Origin of the sequence: Phreatobacter sp. (genome assembly GCF_016793595.1) — a bacterium.
GTDB lineage: Bacteria > Pseudomonadota > Alphaproteobacteria > Rhizobiales > Phreatobacteraceae > Phreatobacter.
Genome location: NZ_JAEULY010000009.1, coordinates 463,036 through 483,148 on the forward strand (window position 1 = coordinate 463,036; position 20,113 = coordinate 483,148).

Consider the following 20,113-nt stretch of genomic DNA (forward strand, 5'->3'; position numbering starts at 1 on the left):
AATTGATATTGCTTGTGTTTTTCTGAGAACATCTTATCAGTGCGCTCGTCCGGCGCCGCCCACCAGCGGCGCCTTTGCCGTTCCGAGGGCTGCCATGTCTCCCGCCTCCATCGCCATTCTGGCCATCGGCATGTCGGTCGATGCCCTGATTGCCTCGGTGAGCCGTGGCGCAGCCATGCGGCGGCCTCGTATCGCCGAAGCCCTGCGCACCGGCCTCGTCTTCGGCGCTGTCGAAACGGTCACGCCACTCATCGGCTGGGCAGCGGGAATTGCCGCCAACCGCTACGTCGCGGCCATCGACCACTGGATCGCCTTCGCGCTGCTGGCGCTGGTCGGCGGGCGAATGATCGCCAATGGTCTGGCCGCGAAAGGGGAAGCGGAAGCAGTCCCGATCCAGCGCTCCCGTTTCGCGCTCCTCGCCACCGCTATCGGCACGAGCATCGACGCCATGGCGGTTGGCGTGTCTCTGGCCCTTCTCCATGTGAATATCGTTCTTGTCGCGCTGGCCATCGGCACGGCCACGTTCTGCATGTCTGCCGGCGGCATGCTCGCCGCGCGCCTGATCGGGCCGCGCTTCGGGCGCCGGGCGGAAGTCGTCGGCGGGCTGGCGCTGGTCGGGCTCGGTCTGTCGATCCTCGTCTCGCATCTGTCCGCCTGACGCAGAGCTTTCACAACTGCGTGTGACGCATCCGTTCGGCATCCTGCCGCGTATGATCGATGTCCAAGGGGAATCGCCCATGTCCGTCGCAAACGCCGCCGCCCCGTTCCGCCCGACCCGTCGCTCCCTGTTCGCCGGCGCGGCCTCGCTGGTCGCGACCCCGGCTCTTGCCCAAATATCCCGCGCTCCGGTCTCGCGGCCTCAGGTTTCGACCACGCCGTCCTACTCCCTGTCCTCGTCCACCGCCTACGCCTTCTCTTTCGAGGGACTGGAGGGCGGCACGGTCAGCCTTGCCGACCATGCCGGCCGCGTGCTGCTTGTGGTCAATACGGCGTCGTCCTGCGGGTTCACGCCGCAATATGCCGACCTCCAGACCCTGTGGGGGCGCTATCGCGACAGCGGGCTGACCATCGTCGGCGTGCCGTCCGACGACTTCAACCAGGAGCGCGGCACCGCGAGGGAGATCGCCGAGCTCTGCTCCGGCGTCTATGGCGTCGCCTTCCCGATGACCGCCAAGCAGAAGGTGACCGGCGGCGAGGCGCATCCCTTCTATCGCTGGGTCGCGGCACAGCGCCCGGCCGACATCCCCACCTGGAACTTCCACAAATACGTCATCGGCCGGAACGGTCAGGTGGCGGGTGCTTTCCCGGCGCGGGTTCGGCCAACCGATCCGCGCATCATTGCCCTGATCGAGGCGCAGCTCAGCGCGAGTTGATCCCTTCGCAATGCGATGGAATCTCCTGTATGCAGGACGTGATGCTGATCACCTCCTCGTCCGATCTCGCCGCGGTCTGCGCCCGGCTTGCCAAGCACCCCTTCGTCACGGTCGATACGGAATTCCTCCGGGAAACCACCTTCTGGCCGAAGCTCTGCGTCATCCAGCTCGCCTCGACCGACGAGGCCGTCGCGGTCGATGCGCTTGCTCCGGGAATGGACCTCGCGCCCTTCTTCGACCTGATGGTCGATCCGAATGTCGTGAAGGTGTTCCACGCCGCACGGCAGGACATCGAGATCGTCTGGCACCTCTCGAAGCGCATCCCCTCGCCGCTGTTCGACAGTCAGGTCGCCGCCATGGTGCTCGGCTATGGCGATTCGATCTCCTACGACCAGCTCGTCCAGCGCACCAACGGCACGCAGCTCGACAAGACCTCGCGCTTCACCGACTGGTCCAAGCGGCCGCTGAGCGAGGCGCAGATCGTCTATGCCATCGCCGATGTCACGCATCTGCGCGACATCTACGTCAAGCTCACTGGCGAGCTTGAGAAGCGCGGCCGCACCGAATGGGTCGCGGAGGAAATGCGCGTGCTTTCCTCGCCCGACACCTACCGGCAGGAGCCCGAGCGCGCCTGGGAGCGCTTCCGCAACCGCGTCAGGAAGCCGAAGGAACTCGCCGTCCTGATGGAGGTCGCCGCCTGGCGCGAGCGCGAGGCGCAGGCCCGCGACGTGCCGCGCTCGCGCGTGCTGAAGGACGACAACCTGTTCGACATCTCGCTGACCGGGCCGAAGAGCGCGGAGGCGCTGGGCGCCATGCGCTCGACGCCCAAGGGCTGGGAACGCTCGCGCGACGGCCTCGCCGTGGTCGAGGCGGTGCAGCGCGGCCTTGCCCACGACCCGCGCACCCTCCCCGCCATCGAGAAGCACCGGCCGCAGAGCCAAGCCCAGTCGGCGACCGTCGAGCTTCTCAAGGTGCTGCTCAAGATGGTCTCCGAGAAGCACCACGTCGCCGCCAAGGTGGTGGCGACCTCCGACGATCTCGACCGGATCGCCGAGAACGACGAGGCCGATGTCGGCGCGCTGAAGGGCTGGCGTCGCGAGATGTTCGGCGAGAAGGCGCTGGCGCTGAAGCACGGCCGGCTGGCGCTCGCCATCGAGAAGGGCCGCGTCGTCGCGGTCGACCGCATTCCCGCGGTGATCATCGCCGAGGAAAAGGCCTCGTGACATGACCAGGGCAGATGCCGCGCTGGCGAAGGCGAACGAACTGCTCGCGCGCTTCGGCCTGTTCGACGGCCACAACGACCTCCCCTTCGTCATCCGCCGGCAGACCGATGGCGACGTGAAGGCCTACGGGCTCGACCGCGTCCATCAGGAGGGCGACACCGACATTCCGCGCCTGCGCGAGGGCAAGGTGACGGCCCAGGTCTTCGCGGCCTTCGTGCCGACCTCCGTGCCGGACCCGGCGCGCTTCACCCTCGAGCAGATCGCCATTGGCCTCGATATCGAGGTCATCCACGGCGACGTCTTCCTCCCCGCCCGCAAGGCCTCGGACTTCGCGAGGGCCAGGCGCGCGGGCAAGATCGCCTCGGTCATCTCGGTCGAGAGCGGCGTCGGCCTCGGCAATTCGCTGTCGCCGCTCCGGGTCTGGCACGCCGCCGGCGTCCGCATCCTCACCCTCTGCCACAACGAGACGCTGGACTGGGTCGATTCGGCGACCGACGCGCCCCGCCATGACGGGCTCACCGATTTCGGCCGCGCCGTGATCGCCGAGTGCAACCGGCTCGGCATCATGGTCGATCTCGCCCACGCCTCGCCGAAGGCGCAGCACGCGGCGCTGGATGCCGCGAAGGCGCCGCTCCTCTGGTCGCATTCCAACGCCTTTGCGCTCTGCGACCACCCCCGCAACGTGCCGGACGATGTGCTGGACCGGGTCAAGGCCAATGGCGGCCTGGTCATGGCTACCTTCGTGCCGAACTTCATCTCGCGGCCGAGTCACCGCTGGATGACGCCGCTCCAGACCCACGGCAAGACCAGGCCCGGCCTCGACATCGACGCGGCGGTGACGGCCAAGGCGAAGACCGACGGTCCCTGGCCGCGCGGTTCCATCAGCGAGCTCTGCGATCACATCGAGTACATTGTCGGCCGCACCGGCCTTGCCCATATCGGCATCGGCTCGGATTTCTACGGCGGGCCGAACCCGCCGGACCTGAACGACGCCTCCCGCTTTCCGCATCTGGTCGCCGAACTGATCCGGCGCGGCTGGTCGGACGGCGCCATCGGCAAGATCGCATCCGGCAACATCCTGCGGGTATGGCGCGCCGTCGAGCGCCGCGCGGCGGAACTCGCCGCAACCGAGGCTCCGGGCGCCGCGCGCGTGACCGCAGAGCCTCTCGGCCGCCCGCGACGAAAGCCTGCCGGCGCGTGATGCGGACCACGGCCGCGCGAGCCTTCTGGCCGCGAAATCAACGGATTGTCAGTACTTTGGAAAGAATCGTTGCACATTAATGGCCGTGCCTCGGCCGCGATTACATGCAACTGGCGGCGCGGCAGATTGAAATCTCGCTGACAAGGACGATCCCCGCATGACCCGCACGCATCGCCACTGGTATCAGGGCGCGGCCCTCGCTGCTGCTCTCACGGCCGGCGCCCTTCCCGCTCATGCGGCCCCCGTCCCCGCAGCGGTCGGCACGAGCACGGCCGGTGTCGCGGCAACCGGCGGGCTCATCGGCGTTGCGACGTTCCTCGGCATCTATGACCTGATCCGCCGCGCCACCTGCTCCGGCGATCCCTTGCGCCTCGGCGGCCCGGGCTTCACCTCTCCCGTCGGGCCTTCGGACAACGTCCTGGTGCCGCGGTGTCGGCCCGCCCGCTGAAACATCGCCGTAGTCAAGCCGGGGGGCCGGGCGCCGGCCTCCCGATCCGGCCAACGATCCGTTTCGCTTCGTCAGACCGGGGCGATGCGGAACCTGCCCCGTCCGCAGCCGACCCCACCCGGCGGACATGAACCCGGGATCGTGATGGGCTCTCGCACCGCCCCCGGCTCTTAGGGGGACCGCATGCGCCTCCTCTTCTTCTTCGCCCTTACCCCCCGCCCCCACCTCTGCTAAGACGCCCGCGCCAGTCGCGGGGGCCCGGGCTAACGAGCGCATGTCCGGAGCACCGAGGCTGAGTCCCCTCTGCTCTAGCGCTCCTACAGGCCGACCCATGTCGAAGATCAAGGTCGCGGGCACAGTCGTCGAAATGGACGGCGACGAGATGACCCGCATCATCTGGGATCTGATCAAGAAGAAGCTGATCCATCCCTATCTGGACGTGAATCTCGAATATTACGACCTCGGTGTCGAGCACCGCGACGCCACCAATGACCAGGTGACGATCGACGCCGCCAACGCCACCAAGAAGCACGGCGTCGCCGTCAAATGCGCCACCATCACGCCGGACGAAGGCCGCGTGAAGGAATTCGGCCTGAAGGAGATGTGGAAGTCGCCGAACGGCACGATCCGCAACATCCTCGGCGGCGTCATCTTCCGCGAGCCGATCATCTGCAAGAACGTGCCGCGCCTCGTTCCGGGCTGGACCAAGCCGATCATCGTCGGCCGCCACGCCTTCGGCGACCAGTACCGCGCCACCGACTTCAAGTTCCCCACCGCCGGCACGCTGTCGATCAAGTTCGTCGGCGACGACGGCAAGGTGATCGAGCGCGAGGTGTTCAAGGCTCCGGGCTCGGGCGTCGCCATGGCGATGTACAACCTCGACGAGTCGATCAAGGACTTCGCGCGCGCCTCGTTCAACTACGGCCTCGCCCGCTCCTATCCGGTCTATCTGTCCACGAAGAACACCATCCTGAAGCAGTATGACGGCCGCTTCATGGAGATCTTCCAGCAGATCTTCGATTCGGAGTTCAAGGCCGAGTTCGACAAGAAGAAGATCGGCTACGAGCATCGCCTCATCGACGACATGGTCGCCTCGGCGCTCAAGTGGTCGGGCGGCTATGTCTGGGCCTGCAAGAACTACGACGGCGACGTGCAGTCGGACATCGTGGCGCAGGGCTTCGGCTCGCTCGGCCTGATGACCTCCGTGCTGCTCACGCCCGACGGCAAGACCGTCGAGGCGGAAGCCGCCCACGGCACCGTGACCCGTCACTACCGCGAGCACCAGAAGGGCAAGGAGACCTCGACCAACTCGATCGCCTCCATCTTCGCCTGGACCCGTGGTCTTGCCCATCGCGCCAAGCTCGACAACAACCCGACGCTGAAGCGCTTCGCGGACGAGCTGGAGAAGGTCTGCGTCGACACCGTCGAGAGCGGCTACATGACCAAGGACCTCGCCCTGCTCGTCGGCGCGGACCAGAAGTGGCTCTCCACCACCGGCTTCCTCGACAAGGTGTCGGAGAATCTGTCGGCTGCCATGGGCAAGTGGAACTGACGATCGACCCGGGCGGCGACGCCCGCTGCTGACAGCTTATCGGGCCGGCCGGCATCATGCTGGCCGGCCCTTTTCATTCGCCGCCGCCGGCGTCAGAGCACTGGAACCGTCATGCCGCCCGTGCTGGTCGATCCGGACAAGGTCCACGCATTCGAGGATGCGGACGCCTTCCATCTCTGGCTGTCGCGGAACCATGCCAGCCAAACCGAGGTCTGGATCCGCATCCACAAGGTCGCGTCCGGGCTGAGATCGATCACGCCTGCCGAGGCGATCGACATCTGCCTCTGCTGGGGCTGGATCGACGCCATCCGCAAGAGCCTCGACGCGACCAGCTATCTCCAGCGCTACACGCCGCGTGGCCGCAAGAGCGTCTGGAGCGAGATCAACGTCGCCAATGTCGCGCGGCTGACCGCCGAGGGCCGCATGACCGAGCACGGGCTCAGGCATGTCGAGGCCGCCAGGGCGGATGGCCGCTGGGACCGCGCCTATCGCGTGCGCGACGCCAAGGTCCCCGACGACCTGCGGGCCGCGATCGACGCCAACCCGACGGCAAAGGCCATGTTCGCGACGCTCAGCGCGCAGAACCGCTTCGCCCTCGTGTTCCGCATTCAAGGCCTCAAGACGGAGGCCGGAAGGCGGAAGCGCATCGCGGCCTTCGTCGACATGCTCGCGCGCGGCGAGACGATCCATCCCCAGCGCGGCCAGGCGCAGCCATGACCGGCCATGTCGCCCTGCTCTACTCCATCGTGCTGACGCCGGAGCGGCGCGTGGTCATGGCGGACCTGCGGGCCATGGCGAAGGAACTCGGCTTTGCCGACCCGCGCACGCTGGTCGCGTCCGGCAATCTCGTCTTCGGCGCGCCACCCCGGATGAGCGTTCGCGCCATCGAGACGCGCCTTGAGGCGGCTTTCGCCCCGCGTTTCGGCCGGCACGTCGACATCATCGTGGCGACGGCGATGGACTGGCGGGCCCTTGTCGCCGCCAATCCGTTTCGCGCCGAGGCCGAGGCGGCGCCGACATCGGTCCATGTCCGCGTCATGCGCGACCGGCTGCCGCCCGAAGCCGCCAATGGTCTCGCGCCCTATCTCACCCAAGGGGAACGCATCGCGATCGTCGATGGCCATTTGTGGATGCATTTTCGCGGCCCGCTGCACGAATCGAAGCTCGCGGGGCAGCTGACGCCGAAGCGGCTGGGCATCGGCACGACGCGCAACTGGAACACCGTGCGCCGGCTGGGGGAGATGCTGGATTAGCGTCTCGCGTCAGGCGAGGAAGTCGACCATGGAGCCGAGCCCGTCCTCGGCCAGCAGAGCTGCCGTCCGCTGGTCCGCCTTGGTCGGCGTGTCGGCGGCCCAGGCCACGCGCGCCATGGCCATTGTCATCGACGCCTCGAGGCCCTCGTTGGTCGTCGCGAACAGATTGTCGGCAGAGGCGGTATCGACGCCGAAAACCGCCAGCGCGGCATTGGTGGAAGGGTCCGCGCCGAACAGCTGGCTCGCCATGGCCGACGAGTTCGCCAGGCCCTGAGCCGCGCCGTAGCTGCGGTTCTGCCGGAACGATTGCATCGTATCCCAGGCGCTCGGGCCGAGGGCGGAGACCATGGCGGAAATCCTTTTCCGCCCGCACTAGGCCATGGCGTCGGTTAACGCCACGTTGCCACGAGCACTACTCATCGCATTCCGTGATCGCGGCAATGACAACAAGGCTCTGGACTGCGCCGCGCCGGCCGCCAGACTGCGTCCCCGAGGAGAACCAGAATGCCAGCCACCGTGAGAGAATTGACGCCCGCCGACCGCGCCGAGTGGGAGCCGCTCTGGAAGGGCTACCAGACCTTCTACAAGACCGACATCCCCGCCGCGACCACGGACGCCACGTGGCAGCGCTTCCACGATCCGGCTGAGCCCATGTGGGCTTTCGGCGCCTTCGACGGCGGCCGGATGGTCGGCATCGTCCATGCCATCCAGCACCGCTCGACCTGGACGGTCGGCGACTACATCTATCTGCAGGACCTGTTCGTCGATCCCGCGACGCGCGGCACCGGCGCGGGCCGCGTGCTGATCGAGCGGGTCTATGCGCTGGCGAAGGAGCGCGGCGCGAGCCGGGTCCACTGGCTGACCCACGAGACCAACCACACCGCCATGCTGCTCTACGACCGCATCGCCGACAATGGCGGCTTCATCCAGTACCGCAAGCTGCTCTAGCCGCCGGTGGCGGTGCCGGCCTCCGGCCCGTCGGGGATCGTCACCGCCGCGCGCAGGATCGGCCCGACATGCGGGCGGGCATTGACGATCGTCTGCAGGTCATCGACATCGAGCGTCAGCACCTTGACCCACGCGCAGGCGCGCGCGGTCTGGTGCAGGCTCGACCGGTCGAGGACGGCGGCCTCGCCGAAGCACTCGCCGGCGTAGAGCCGCCGCGATCCGTCCGGCAGATCGACCTCCACCTCGCCCTCGGCGACCACGAACATCGACCGGGCGCGTTCGCCGGAACGGCAGATCAGTTCGCCCGGCTCGTAGGTCGCGCTTTTCAGCACGCGCATGACATCGGCGACCGACGCCGCGTCGAGGCCGGCGAACAGCGGCACGTTGGACACCATGCTCCACGAAATCACGAAGTCGCGCCGCTGGATCTCGCGCGCGAAGGCGGTCGCGATGATGCCGACCGGCAGCGCGAGCATGGCTATGCCGAGGACCGCCGTGAACCCGGCAATCACCTTGCCGGCGGGTGTCACCGGATAGACGTCGCCATAGCCGACCGTGGTCAGCGTGATGACCGCCCACCACAGCGCATCGGGGATGGTGCCGAACTTGTCGGGCTGTGCGTCCTGCTCGGCGATGCGCATCGTCGCCGCCGCCATGATCATCGCGCCTGTGAAGATCAGCAGCGAGGCGCCAAGCGCGCGCCGCTCGCTCCAGACCGCGTCCACGAGGCTGGTGAAGCCGGGCGAATAGCGGGCCAGCTTGAAGAAGCGCAGCAGCCGGAGCAGCAGCAGGAACCGCAGGTCGCTATCGACCACGAAACTGGCATAGAACGGCAGGATCGCGATCAGGTCGATGAGCATGGCCGGCGACAGCGCCGCCTTGAGCCTCGCCCGCGCCGGCGACAGGGCGCGCAGGGCCGGATGGTCGACGGCCGTCCACAGCCTTGCCGCATATTCCACCGTGAACACGGCGATCGACAGGACTTCGAGCAGGACGAAGCCGATCCGGTAACGTTCGGCGATCGACGGCACCGATTCCAGCACGACTGCCGCGACATTGACCAGGACGAGGCCGATCAGGACGCCGTGGACGACATCCGCCGCGCCCGTGCCGACCATGCCCTTGTCGAGCAGATCATGGGTCCGCTGACGCAAGGCTGCGGCGTTCATGGCCCCTCCGGTGCTGGCCCGGCGGCGCTGGCGCCATGGCCGGGCGGGAGAACGGTGCCTAACGGCACTCCCGCCCGTCAACCGTGATCTGGCTCAGGCGGCGGCCAGCGCCTTCTCGATCGCGGCGAGAGCCTCCTCGGCCTTGGAACCGTCGGGACCGCCGGCCTGCGCCATGTCCGGACGCCCGCCGCCGCCCTTGCCGCCGAGAGCCTCGGAGCCGAGCTTGACCAGCTCGACGGCATTGACCTTCGCGGTCAGGTCCGGCGTGACGCCGACGACGATGCCGGCCTTGCCGTCCTCGGAGACGCCGACAATGGCGACGACGCCCGAACCGACCTGCGCCTTGCCGGCATCGGCGAGGCCCTTCAGGTCGCGCATCTCGACGCCGGAGACCGACTTGGCGAGAAGCCGCACCGAACCGACGGTCTTGACCGGATCGGCCGCGCCCGCGCCGCCACCCATGGCGAGCTTCTTCCTGGCCTCGGAGAGCTCGCGCTCCAGCTTGCGGCGGTCGTCGACCAGCGCCTCGACCCGCGCCTCGACATCGCCGACGGAGGTCTTCACCAGACCGGCCACCGCCTCGAGCTTGCGCGCCTGGCCCGCGAGATGGCGGCGAGCGGCGTCGGCGGTCATCGCCTCGACGCGCCGGACGCCGGCGGCGACGGCGCCCTCGCCGACAATGGTCACCAGACCGATATCGCCGGTGCGCGCGACATGGGTGCCGCCGCACAGCTCGACCGACCAGCCGGACGCGTTCGAGCCGGCAGGCGCCGGCCCCATCGACACGACGCGGACCTCGTCGCCGTATTTCTCACCGAACAGCGCGCGCGCGCCCGACGCGATGGCATCGTCCTGGCTCATCAGGCGGGTCACCACCGGCTGGTTGGTGAGGAGGACGCGGTTGGCGATGTCCTCGACCTCGGCCAGTTCCGCGTCGCTGATCGGCTTCGGGTGCGAGAAGTCGAAGCGCAGCCGGTCGGGTGCGACCAGCGAGCCCTTCTGCGCGACATGGTCGCCGAGCACCTGCCGCAGCGCCTCGTGCAGGAGGTGGGTCGCGGAGTGATTGGCACGGATCGCCGCGCGGCGGCCATGGTCGACATCGAGCTGCACGGCCTGGCCGACCGTGAGCGTGCCGTTGCCTACGGTGACTGCATGGACGAAGAGATCGCCGAGCTTCTTCTGGGTATCGGTCACCGCGGCGCTGAGGCCCTCGCCCGAGAGCTGCCCCCGATCGCCCTGCTGGCCGCCGGATTCGCCGTAGAACGGCGTCTGGTTGACCACGACGAGGCCGCTTTCGCCGGCCGAAAGGCTCGCGGTCTCCTGGCCGTCCCTGAGGATGGCGAGCACCTGCCCCTCGGCGGTCTCGGTGTCATAGCCGAGAAACTCGGTGGCGCCGGTCTTCTCGCGCACGCCGAACCAGACCGTGTCGGTCGCCGCCTCGCCCGATCCCGCCCAGGCGGCCCGCGCCTTCTCCTTCTGGCGCAGCATCGCGGCGTCGAAGGCGGCGGTGTCCACGGCGATGCCGCGCGGCCGCAGCGCGTCCTGCGTCAGGTCGAGCGGGAAGCCATAGGTGTCGTAGAGCGTGAAGGCGGTATCGCCTGAAAAGGTCGCGCCCTCGCCCATCGCGCGCGACTCGTCGTCGAGGATGGCAAGGCCGCGCTCCAGCGTCTTGCGGAAGCGCGTCTCCTCCAGCTTCAGCGTCTCGGCGATCAGCGGCTCCGCGCGGGCGAGCTCGGGATAGGCCTGGCCCATCTCGCGCACCAGCGTCGGCACCAGCTTGTGCATCAGCGGTTCCTTGGCGCCGAGCAGGGAGGCATGGCGCATGGCGCGGCGCATGATGCGGCGCACGACATAGCCACGGCCCTCGTTCGACGGCAGGACGCCGTCCGCCACCAGGAAGGACGCCGCGCGCAGATGGTCGGCGATGACCCGGTGCGAGACCTTGTGCGGTCCGTCCGGCTCGACGCCGGTCGCCACCGCGCTGGCGCCGATCAGCGCCCGCATCAGATCGATCTCGTAATTGTCGTGGGTGCCCTGCAGCACCGCGGAAATGCGCTCGAGCCCCATGCCGGTGTCGATCGAGGGCCGCGGCAGATCGGTCCGGATGCCGCCAGCCTGCTCCTCGTACTGCATGAAGACGAGGTTCCAGATCTCGATGAAGCGATCGCCGTCCTGATCCGCCGAGCCAGGCGGACCGCCCCAGATCTTGTCGCCGTGGTCGTAGAAAATCTCCGAACAGGGACCGCAGGGACCGGTATCACCCATCCGCCAGAAATTGTCGGAGGTCGGAATACGGATGATCCTGGAATCCGGCAGTCCCGCGATCTTCTTCCAGAGCGCGAAGGCGTCGTCGTCCTCGGAATAGACCGTGACGAGCAGCCGCGAGACCGGCAGCTCGTATTCCTTCGTGATGAGATTCCAGGCCAGCTCGATCGCGCGCTCCTTGAAATAGTCGCCGAACGAGAAATTGCCGAGCATCTCGAAGAAAGTGTGGTGCCGCGCGGTATAGCCGACATTGTCGAGGTCGTTGTGCTTGCCGCCGGCGCGCACGCATTTCTGCGCGGTCGTGGCCGTCGAATAGGGCCGCTTCTCGACGCCGGTGAAGACGTTCTTGAACTGCACCATGCCGGAATTGGCGAACATCAGCGTCGGATCGTTGCGCGGCACGAGCGGCGAGGATTCGACGACGGCGTGGTCGTTCTTCGCAAAGAAATCGAGGAAGGTCTTGCGGATCTGGTTGACGCCGGTCATGGGTCCGAAACTGGTGTTGCGGCGAGCTCATAACAACAAGGAGCCGCCTGAAATCTGGCCGGCGGCTGTTCTAGAGCATTTCTCCCACGATAGGGAACCGGATTCGACGGCGCGCCGGCCAACGGAACAGGGCCGGGCATGGCCCGACCCCGATGAAACTCCCGATGACATCTTGGCGCGTGCTCCCTGCCGGGGCCCAAGCGCCGGTCGCGCTCAGTCCGGGCTGTCGGCGTCTCCATCGGCCTCGGCCTCGCCGAGAATCTTATCGCCGATCAGTCCGGCATTCTGCCGGATCGCCGCCTCGATCTTCGCTGCCATGTCCGGGTTCTGCTTGAGGAAGGCCTTGGCGTTCTCGCGGCCCTGCCCGACGCGCTGGGAATCGTAGGAGAACCAGGCGCCCGACTTCTCGACGACGCCGGCCTTGACGCCGAGATCGATGAGTTCGCCCATCTTGGACACGCCCTCGCCGTACATGATGTCGAACTCGACCTGCTTGAACGGCGGCGCCAGCTTGTTCTTGACCACCTTGACGCGCGTCTGGTTGCCGACCACCTCGTCGCGCTCCTTGATCGCGCCGATCCGGCGGATGTCGAGGCGCATCGAGGCGTAGAATTTCAGCGCGTTGCCGCCGGTCGTCACCTCCGGCGAACCGTACATGACGCCGATCTTCATGCGGATCTGGTTGATGAAGATCACCATCGTATTGGACTTGGAGATGGAGGCGGTCAGCTTGCGCAGCGCCTGGCTCATCAGGCGGGCCTGCATGCCCGGCTGATTGTCGCCCATCTCGCCCTCGAGCTCGGCGCGCGGCGTCAGGGCCGCGACCGAATCGACCACCACCACGTCGATGGCGCCAGAGCGCACCAGCGTGTCGCAGATCTCCAGCGCCTGCTCGCCCGCATCGGGCTGGGAGATCAGAAGCTCGTCCAGATTGACCCCGAGCTTGCGCGCATAGACCGGATCGAGCGCGTGCTCGGCATCGATGAAGGCGCAGGTGCCGCCGCGCTTCTGCGCCTCGGCGATCGTGTGCAGGGTGAGCGTCGTCTTGCCCGAGGATTCCGGACCATAAACCTCGATGACGCGGCCCTTCGGCAATCCGCCGATGCCGAGCGCGATGTCGAGGCCGAGCGATCCGGTCGAGATCGATTCGATCTCGATCGACTTGTCGCTCTTGCCGAGCCGCATGATCGAACCCTTGCCGAAGGCCCGCTCGATCTGGGAAAGCGCGGCGTCCAGCGCCTTGGTCTTGTCCATGGATGAACCTTCGACGAGTCGCAGTGCGGCCTGACTCATGCTGTCGCTCCTCAATGCTTGCAAGGGCCGTGACGCCGATCCCCGGATAAATCCACCGTACACGTTTTGTTCTCGGCCGCAAGTTCTTTTTTTGTTCTTGCTGGGGTGATGCCGCTGTTGAAGGCCTAATTGTTATGGCGCCTCAGACGCCCCTGGGACCATCGCGGTGGGCAGGCTTAGCTTCATTGGCAGAATTTCACTTGAATGGCCGATACGGCAAAGACGCCCTGCCCATCGCTGACTGCTTCTAGTTGTTTCGCTATATGCTGGAAATTCCGAATCGGATGCGAGCGGGGCTCGTTGGATGAGTACGCGCACGGCTGTAGTCGGCGACAAGAGCGGGGAAGCGCTCGATGCCCTTCAGGGCTACGTTTACCAACTGTTTCAAAGCGCAGCAGCATGGGTCGAACTCAATGACGACGGACTGTTGCTTCTGGAAGTTGCAGAGGACTTTGCAGTTGTTGCCGAGAACGCGATTAATGCGGTCCAGGTAAAGAGCACTGTAGCGAACATTACCCTGAACTCCCCGGGGGTCATCGCTGCGATCAATTCTCAAATCCAGCTCGCCCGAAGCAATCCCGGTCAGACTGTTTCACTGCGGTATCTGACAACCAGCTTGATTGGCAGCGAGAGGGCCAACGCCGATAGAGTTGAAGGCGAGCCGGCGCTCCTAGCGTGGCGCAAAATAGCCAAAGCTGGCGATACGACTCCACTGCGGCTGATCTTGAATAAATCTGCGATTTCCGACGCATCAAAAGAATACATTTCCACACTTGATGATGACCAATTTCGCTCGAAATTACTCAAGCAGATTCATTTTGACTGTGGCGCATCATCAGTCGAAATTGTGCGCAAATGGTTTCGATCGCGATTGCATAAGCTCATACAGAGAGAAGGCGGGACCATCGATCAGTTGAATAATTGCGAGAGCACGATACTCCATAGACTTTTGCTGTCTTGTGCAGGAAAGGAAGAACGCGCGGTTACAAAAGTCGATTTGCTGGAACTCGTTCAAAGGTCGACACGCGTCCAAATTAGCCAAGCACACCTTGATGCGAGGCTTCTAAACTCACTTATGAAAGCGACGGTGCCCTCTGGTTTGACCGTTCAGCCAGAGATCAGTAGCGCAATTTTGCCGCTGCCCGAGCTCCCGCAAACTAGATTGGCCCGAGACGCTCTACGGAACGAAGGGTTCGCTTCGGTCGCGCGGTCAGGCTTACTCTGGCTAAATGGCGGTACCGGGCAAGGGAAGACAATGCTCGCGCGGCTCGTGGCCAATCACTGTGGCGGTCGCTGGGGCAGCGTCAACTTAAGAGGCGCGTCAGCGACGCACGTGTCTCTAATGCTATTGAACGTGTCAGATGCCCTGCCCTTATCGGGCTTCAACGGCCTAATTGTCGATGACCTAGAATACGCGGCGGACGCAGCGGTCGCTGACGCTTTTCAGAACCTCATGGAGTCAGCCAACCAATCCGACGTCCCAGTTTTAATAACTTCGTCTAGCGGCATTCCCTCCAAATTGATGTTCGCGATCGGCGTTGATGACCAAATCTGTCTGAAGGCGAACGACTTCTCTGAAGATGAAATCGGCGCGCTGATTGAACTGTTAGGTGGAAATCCCGCGCATTGGCGTCGCTATGTCTATCTGTCTTCGGGAGGTGGCCATCCGCAGCTAGCTCAGGCTCTCGTACAGAACCTGCGTCAGCGCAACTGGCCCTTGTCGGAAATGGACGCGCTGCCAGCGATTTTTGGAGATAATCCTGCGATCGCTGATGTAAGGCGGGAAACGCGAATTCGGTTGCTTCGGGAACTTCCGGAGGACGCACTCATACTTCTGCAACGTCTGTCTCTTCATACAGGACGGTTCAAACGAAAAATGGCACTCGAACTGGGACGACATGGTCCCGCGATCGCGAACGCCGGATTTCTGCTCGATGAGCTGGTCGGTCCTTGGATAGATCAACCTGACGCCGAACACTACCAAACGTCTCCCCTCCTGTCGGGCCTAGCCATCCAAACCCTAAGTAAAACCGAGCAAACATCCATCCATAAGACCATCGCTGACTTGCTCACCAGCGGGCCGTCCCTCGATGCTGCGGAAATGAATTCAGCCCTGCTCTCGGCGATGGCATCTCAGAACGAGAGCGCTCTCCTCACGATCTGCACCGCAATCATTACCACCCCAACGGATGGCTTACGAATAATTAGTGAATACATTCATATACTTGGATACATGTCGGCCAGCGAACTTGAGTGGCCTGTTGATCCGCACCAGAAAGCGATGCTAAGGGCAGCGCAACTGATAACAACTGTTCAGACAAAAACGGGACCAAAAAGGATTCCCGATCTGTTAGCTGCTTTTCAGAGCGCAATCGCAGAAATCACAGACATTCGTTTTTCGTATAATTTGGAAACACTTATATACGTGAAACTTCTTGTCTCGGGCAAGTTAGTGCCAGATTTTCCCCGCCTTGTAGCACGTCTCTCTGACATCGCTAGCGCGGCGCGAACAGCTGCACCGCCCATAGATCGGGCAAGCCCGTTGTTTTCGGTGGGAGGCATTGACGTTTCCGGATTTACATTCCTAGTTCAGCTAGGCCACGTCGAGAAGATCGATGAGCTGTTGCCGATATTCAAATTCGTCGATCAATCCTCTTCGGTATTACGGGCAGAATTACTGAGTCCCCTAAAGCGATCTGAGTTCGAAGCGGATATGTACGTCAGGTCAGCTTGGCTCTCCGAGGACCGCCTTCGCACAACAGATTGGAATAGGCACGCGAGCACTTTTGCTGAACTTGAGGAAATTTCTGCAAAGTGGGAAACCAAGGACATCGCCGTCTCTTGCTGCAAGCTTCGCGCGATAATACTCGATGAGTACGCTCAGAAGCCGGAGGCGGCACTAGAAGTACTCGAAGATGGGTTTCAACGATATGGCCTGACAAATTCTGAGATCGTCAGAGCCAAAGCCAAGGTTCTACATCGTGCTGGCGACCATTCAGGTAGCCTTGATTTGTCTAGAAAGCTAATTGACCAAAACCTAATCAGCAATCCTGTCGAGCGCGCCTTCTTAGGGCGCGATGCGGCGATCAGCGCGGAACGCAACAAGGATTACGCCGCCGCACGGCGCTATTACCTCTACGCGCGGGACGCCTCCCGGGAAGCGGCGATAGAAAGTATGAGGCCGATGGAAGTTGGCTTGCTAGCGGATGCGGCACTTGCATCCTGGCACTTGGAGGATCGCAAAGGATGCCTTCAGGATTATGCCAAGCTTCTGGATGAACTGGCTGGCCTGGACCCGTCTTCCTCCCTTCGGGCGGCTCATGTTCGCGCCGTTTCGCAACACGTAATACTTTGGATGGATCAACACGCCTCGGGAGAGGTGCGAAGTCTGCCAAACGGCGAGCCTCCACAAATTTATCCCGGATGCATTAGTAATCCCGAGCCTCATCCCGACATCAAGAGCTGGCCGGTCGTTCCGCTTGAGTTGGCCTGGCATATGTTGGCCGGAGTTGAATGTATGGCCGGTGTCGACGCCGGCATCACGACGGACCTGGACAAGCACCTCCCTAAGGGACCGATCCTTGAGGGGCAGATGATTCTGAGTCGTGGGCGTACTGCTAGGGCGCTTTTCAACTTGGATTGGCCCGAGTTGGTTAAAGTGGTGCGCTCCGCCGTCGATCAGCTAGCGTACATCAATGCAAAAGGTGGCCCCGAGAAGGTTTTGAAGCTTCCTAATGTGACTTACGCAATATTCCCCAGAGCGCTCACAAAAGAAATTGAGACTTACGGATCATTGGCTAAAAGTCATGCACTTTTATTTGCGATCCTAAGTGTAGCGCGAGACGATATTAGTTCTCTGTGCAAAGTCATTGAATCAAAGAATGGTAATGATGTAGTTTTTACTATAGACCCAGAGATTGAAAGCCTAATGACAGATTCTGAATCGGCCGGTTATCGGCCAACATTATTGGGTATGCTAAAGCAACAGCGGCACCGCATTGTTGACGATGACCTGCTCGATCCGCACACAATCGTTTACTTAATGTATACGGCAATCGAACTCGCGACTACACTTGATCAAATGAAAACTGTGAGCGAGGTGCTAGAGCCTTGGTATCGAGAAAAGTGTTGTGATTTTATTTCCTCCCAGCGTTTTCGATTGGTAGCGCCTAACTTACACGTTCCTGTAATAGAAAAAACGTTTGCAAGATCGAACTCCTATCAACCTGCCGGCTTCATAGAACTGGTTCTTGCAACGCTCCCAGCTACCAATATTCGAGGACAAACCACCGCGGTTTCGTTTTTGCAGGAGACGCGATCGGCGCTGCTGAAGCGCTCTCTATCCGCTATCGTCGACCCGCAGGTTCCTCCCAACTAGCTGCACTCGTGAATCTCGATCCTGCTGCTCCGCTCGTTCATGCGTTCAAGTGAAAGTTGATATTCCCTCTGTCGCTGGCGGTTCGAGTACGCACTAGCGCGACTTTTGCAAGCTGTGGGTGAAGTCGGCAAACGCCATCATCGCGAACAATGAAATCCCCAGGATGTAGCGGCTCGCGCTTGAGGAAGCCGATGATCTCGCGATCGACGTCCGCGCGATACGGCTCCATCGCGTCGAACCGAACGGCGTCGCGCCAGGCGATGCCTCATGCATGATACCTCGGGTCGGATCGTACCCTTCCCTCACCGCCTGAATATGAACTTGGCTTTGGAGCACGGTGTAGGCGTAGTTGAGCAGCGCCTGTACCGGGTGACCTGCGCAGCGGTCAGCCGTTATGCAGTGACCACCCCTGCGCTTCATCGGATGTTCGCCGATTTCAATCGTGGGAACGGCTACGCGGAGGGCGTCAAACCCTTCAATTTCTTGCTGGCGCTGCAAATCGACGGCGTGGCCTGGTCGCCCAAACTTCCGCCGTTCCCTGGAGCGTCAGGGCGCTCTACGCGATTGAAATTGGTCGAGCGGCCAATTGCGCCCTATTCGCGAAATCCGCAGGACGCCGCTGCGAATTGTTTTGATCGCGTGACGGGCCAGCCCATCGCTGCCCACAGATTGAAGACCTATCGCAGGGCCTTGGCGCAGTACCATTTGCGCCCGGAGATGAAATTCCGAAATGGCGATTACGTTGATCGCGGCTTCACGAAACGGCGGCACGTCAACGTGGTCGGAATTCGCTACATTGGCAAGGAGGCGAACAGGCTCGAAGAGCAGTATTTCATGGGCCTGCAACCTGACGCGCAGGTTGACTATGGCTTGGGGCGCGATGGCCTCGACGAACTGCTCACTGAAATTCGCGAAATCCTCGGCAAATTCGGGCAGCGCCGTGTAGCTGCCGAACTAGGAATTTCGCGCGGCTGCGTCGGCAAGCTCTGCAAGGAGGATTTCGAGGCAATCACGCCGCGACTGCTGAAAGCAATCCAATCCGGCATCCCGAAATTGCGGAATGCCCAATTTGACGAAGCGCAGCGCGAATTTTCATTGAGGCAGATGATCAACTCCGAAATCGCCGAAATCGGTTTGACGGCCTGCGCGAAATGGCTGGAGGTTGATCCGTCGAACCTGCGAAAATTAGCGCAAGGCCTGCGCGGCCTCAGCGAAGACCACAAGCGAGCGGCCGAGCAGCGCTTTTGGGAACGGGCTCAGAAGGAATTCGGCGTCTAGGCTTCTTTGGGTTTCCGCCCCCTTCGCAGTCCTTCGGACGGCTTCCTACCCGACGGCGTAACGAGCAACTGATCAATCGAAATTTCGAGCACTTTCGCCAATCGATCGATCACGTCGATCGTCGGATTTTCGATGCCGCGCTCAATGCCGCTGACATAGGAGCGGTCCATGCCGGAGTCGTATGCGAGCCGTTCCTGCGAAATCCCCTTCGCCACGCGAATTCGGCGCAAATTCAAGCTCAGAGTCGTGCGGCCATCCATGCCCCACGGGGCCAAATTGACCGGCCATCAAACCACTGGCTAACGCCCACATATTTTGCTTGAATCATACCGTTCGACGAACTCGCAGGAGCGGCGCAGATCATGGCGATCAGGATATTGGGGCAGCTGATGGTCATAGCCGGGTGTCTCGGCGCCGCTGCATCCGTTGCCTATTGGTATTGGTTCTATCTGAACGTCTTGCAGGCACTGGGAGAACGGGGCACGCCTCCGACAGAATGCCTGCTCGCGAGCAATGGCCCATGCAGCCTTATCGTGAATGCAGCGCGATTGATGGGACAGGCCCCGTATGAGCCGCACTTCCTTTGGACTAGCATCGCTCTGTTCGTGTTCGGCATCTTAGTGATCGCCGTATCGCCAAGAGCCCGCGGTCGCCTCGCCTCACATCGGCGCGAACCGAATTTCTGATCGGGAGAAGGCTTCGGTCATGCGAACGATCGCTCACGTGTTCATCGGCCTGCTTGCCTCGGTACAGCTCGCGGGAGCCCAGTATCTTGCCGATCGCGCCACCCGACTGCCCAACCCAACCGGCCAGCACATTTGGCTGGAAGTCACCCGCCCCATGCTCGGATGCAGCGGCACACAGGACGATCCAGAGCTGATCCCTCGCCTTTACAATGCGTTCGCCGATTGGATGGGCGGGCAACGATTGCCTGATGGCTGTTCAGTGATCCGGGTCGGAACCAAGCTGTTGCTCGATTACATTCAGCCGAACGGTGCTGTGCGACTGATTGAGGTTTGCGCGGGCGGCTGCTCGCCGTTCATGTGGCCCGTCTACATGCCACAGCATGTGTTCGCCGGCACATTTCTGAGGCCCACCCGGCCGCCTGCCTATGCGCGCAGATTGGGCTTACAATAGGCTTAGCTGGATCGGGCCGTCCAACGTCTGGGGAGAGGCTATCCGAGCCGGTAGGGCCAACCAAGACTGGATGACGTGTGGATCAACGTCATAACGTTTGACGATCCAT

19 protein-coding genes are annotated in these 20,113 nt (G+C 63.1%); 13 read left to right on the forward strand and 6 right to left on the reverse strand.

The window, feature by feature from the left end:
• Nucleotides 1-94: 94 nt before the first annotated feature.
• The 8 genes from JNK84_RS13275 (at nt 95) to JNK84_RS13310 (ending at nt 7,050) form a co-directional block, all read left to right on the forward strand.
• Nucleotides 95-658 carry a manganese efflux pump MntP gene (locus JNK84_RS13275; protein WP_293424813.1) on the forward strand — a complete coding sequence of 188 codons (564 nt, stop codon included), beginning with the start codon at nt 95-97 and terminating at the stop codon, nt 656-658.
• Nucleotides 659-737: 79 nt separating this feature from the next.
• The gene (locus JNK84_RS13280; protein WP_293424815.1) at nt 738-1,373 is read left to right on the forward strand and encodes a glutathione peroxidase; all 636 of its coding nucleotides are present in this window, start codon (nt 738-740) and stop codon (nt 1,371-1,373) included.
• Nucleotides 1,374-1,402: 29 nt separating this feature from the next.
• Nucleotides 1,403-2,596 carry a ribonuclease D gene (gene rnd / locus JNK84_RS13285; RefSeq protein WP_441343239.1) on the forward strand — a complete coding sequence of 398 codons (1,194 nt, stop codon included), beginning with the start codon at nt 1,403-1,405 and terminating at the stop codon, nt 2,594-2,596.
• 1 nt (nt 2,597) lies between these two features.
• Nucleotides 2,598-3,797, forward strand: a complete 1,200-nt coding sequence (locus JNK84_RS13290) for a dipeptidase (RefSeq protein WP_293424817.1) — start codon at nt 2,598-2,600, stop codon at nt 3,795-3,797.
• 157 nt (nt 3,798-3,954) lie between these two features.
• Nucleotides 3,955-4,245, forward strand: coding sequence for a hypothetical protein (locus JNK84_RS13295; RefSeq protein WP_293424819.1), 291 nt, complete (start codon nt 3,955-3,957; stop codon nt 4,243-4,245).
• A gap of 331 nt (nt 4,246-4,576) precedes the next feature.
• Nucleotides 4,577-5,797: an NADP-dependent isocitrate dehydrogenase gene (locus tag JNK84_RS13300; protein WP_293424821.1), complete on the forward strand. Its 1,221-nt coding sequence runs from the start codon at nt 4,577-4,579 to the stop codon at nt 5,795-5,797.
• A 111-nt stretch (nt 5,798-5,908) separates the two neighbouring features.
• Entirely contained in the window at nt 5,909-6,514 is a 606-nt protein-coding gene (locus JNK84_RS13305) for a YdeI/OmpD-associated family protein (RefSeq protein ID WP_293424823.1), read from the forward strand.
• Complete coding sequence (locus tag JNK84_RS13310; RefSeq protein WP_293424825.1) at nt 6,511-7,050, forward strand: DUF1697 domain-containing protein; 540 nt, start codon at nt 6,511-6,513, stop codon at nt 7,048-7,050. The genes JNK84_RS13305 and JNK84_RS13310 overlap by 4 nt, the downstream gene beginning before the upstream one ends.
• Before the next feature lie 9 nt (nt 7,051-7,059).
• On the opposite strand, the gene JNK84_RS13315 is transcribed toward JNK84_RS13310, so the two are convergent.
• Entirely contained in the window at nt 7,060-7,398 is a 339-nt protein-coding gene (locus JNK84_RS13315; protein ID WP_293424827.1) for a hypothetical protein, read from the reverse strand.
• Nucleotides 7,399-7,554: 156 nt separating this feature from the next.
• On the opposite strand from JNK84_RS13315, the gene JNK84_RS13320 reads away from it, so the two are divergent.
• Entirely contained in the window at nt 7,555-7,998 is a 444-nt protein-coding gene (locus JNK84_RS13320; protein ID WP_293424829.1) for a GNAT family N-acetyltransferase, read from the forward strand.
• Here JNK84_RS13320 and JNK84_RS13325 read toward each other — a convergent pair.
• The 3 genes from JNK84_RS13325 to recA all read right to left on the reverse strand — a co-directional run bounded on the left by JNK84_RS13325 (nt 7,995) and on the right by recA (nt 13,211).
• Nucleotides 7,995-9,167 (reverse strand): cyclic nucleotide-gated ion channel, encoded by a 1,173-nt coding sequence (locus JNK84_RS13325; protein WP_293424831.1) that lies wholly within the window; start codon nt 9,165-9,167, stop codon nt 7,995-7,997. The two genes, JNK84_RS13320 and JNK84_RS13325, sit on opposite strands and share 4 nt — an antisense overlap.
• A 93-nt stretch (nt 9,168-9,260) precedes the next feature.
• Complete coding sequence (gene alaS, locus JNK84_RS13330) at nt 9,261-11,918, reverse strand: alanine--tRNA ligase (RefSeq protein ID WP_293424833.1); 2,658 nt, start codon at nt 11,916-11,918, stop codon at nt 9,261-9,263.
• Between the two features lie 213 nt (nt 11,919-12,131).
• Nucleotides 12,132-13,211 carry a recombinase RecA gene (gene recA, locus JNK84_RS13335; RefSeq protein ID WP_293424835.1) on the reverse strand — a complete coding sequence of 360 codons (1,080 nt, stop codon included), beginning with the start codon at nt 13,209-13,211 and terminating at the stop codon, nt 12,132-12,134.
• A 304-nt stretch (nt 13,212-13,515) separates the two neighbouring features.
• Here recA and JNK84_RS13340 point away from each other — a divergent pair, with 304 nt between their 5' ends.
• On the forward strand, nt 13,516-17,589 hold the full coding sequence (locus JNK84_RS13340) for a hypothetical protein (RefSeq protein WP_293424837.1): 4,074 nt from the start codon (nt 13,516-13,518) through the stop codon (nt 17,587-17,589).
• A gap of 93 nt (nt 17,590-17,682) precedes the next feature.
• Here the strand turns inward: JNK84_RS13340 and JNK84_RS23475 are convergent, their stop codons facing one another.
• Nucleotides 17,683-17,925: a hypothetical protein gene (locus tag JNK84_RS23475; RefSeq protein ID WP_367272344.1), complete on the reverse strand. Its 243-nt coding sequence runs from the start codon at nt 17,923-17,925 to the stop codon at nt 17,683-17,685.
• Between JNK84_RS23475 and JNK84_RS13345 the strand changes: the two genes are divergently transcribed.
• Nucleotides 17,857-18,867 (forward strand): hypothetical protein, encoded by a 1,011-nt coding sequence (locus JNK84_RS13345; protein ID WP_293424839.1) that lies wholly within the window; start codon nt 17,857-17,859, stop codon nt 18,865-18,867. The two genes, JNK84_RS23475 and JNK84_RS13345, sit on opposite strands and share 69 nt — an antisense overlap.
• Here the strand turns inward: JNK84_RS13345 and JNK84_RS13350 are convergent.
• The gene (locus JNK84_RS13350; RefSeq protein ID WP_293424841.1) at nt 18,864-19,127 is read right to left on the reverse strand and encodes a helix-turn-helix domain-containing protein; all 264 of its coding nucleotides are present in this window, start codon (nt 19,125-19,127) and stop codon (nt 18,864-18,866) included. The genes JNK84_RS13345 and JNK84_RS13350 overlap by 4 nt on opposite strands.
• Before the next feature lie 102 nt (nt 19,128-19,229).
• Between JNK84_RS13350 and JNK84_RS13355 the strand changes: the two genes are divergently transcribed.
• Both JNK84_RS13355 and JNK84_RS13360 read left to right on the forward strand, forming a co-directional pair.
• On the forward strand, nt 19,230-19,553 hold the full coding sequence (locus JNK84_RS13355) for a hypothetical protein (RefSeq protein ID WP_293424843.1): 324 nt from the start codon (nt 19,230-19,232) through the stop codon (nt 19,551-19,553).
• Nucleotides 19,554-19,572: 19 nt separating this feature from the next.
• Nucleotides 19,573-20,004, forward strand: coding sequence for a hypothetical protein (locus JNK84_RS13360; protein WP_293424845.1), 432 nt, complete (start codon nt 19,573-19,575; stop codon nt 20,002-20,004).
• The last annotated feature ends 109 nt before the right edge of the window (nt 20,005-20,113 follow it).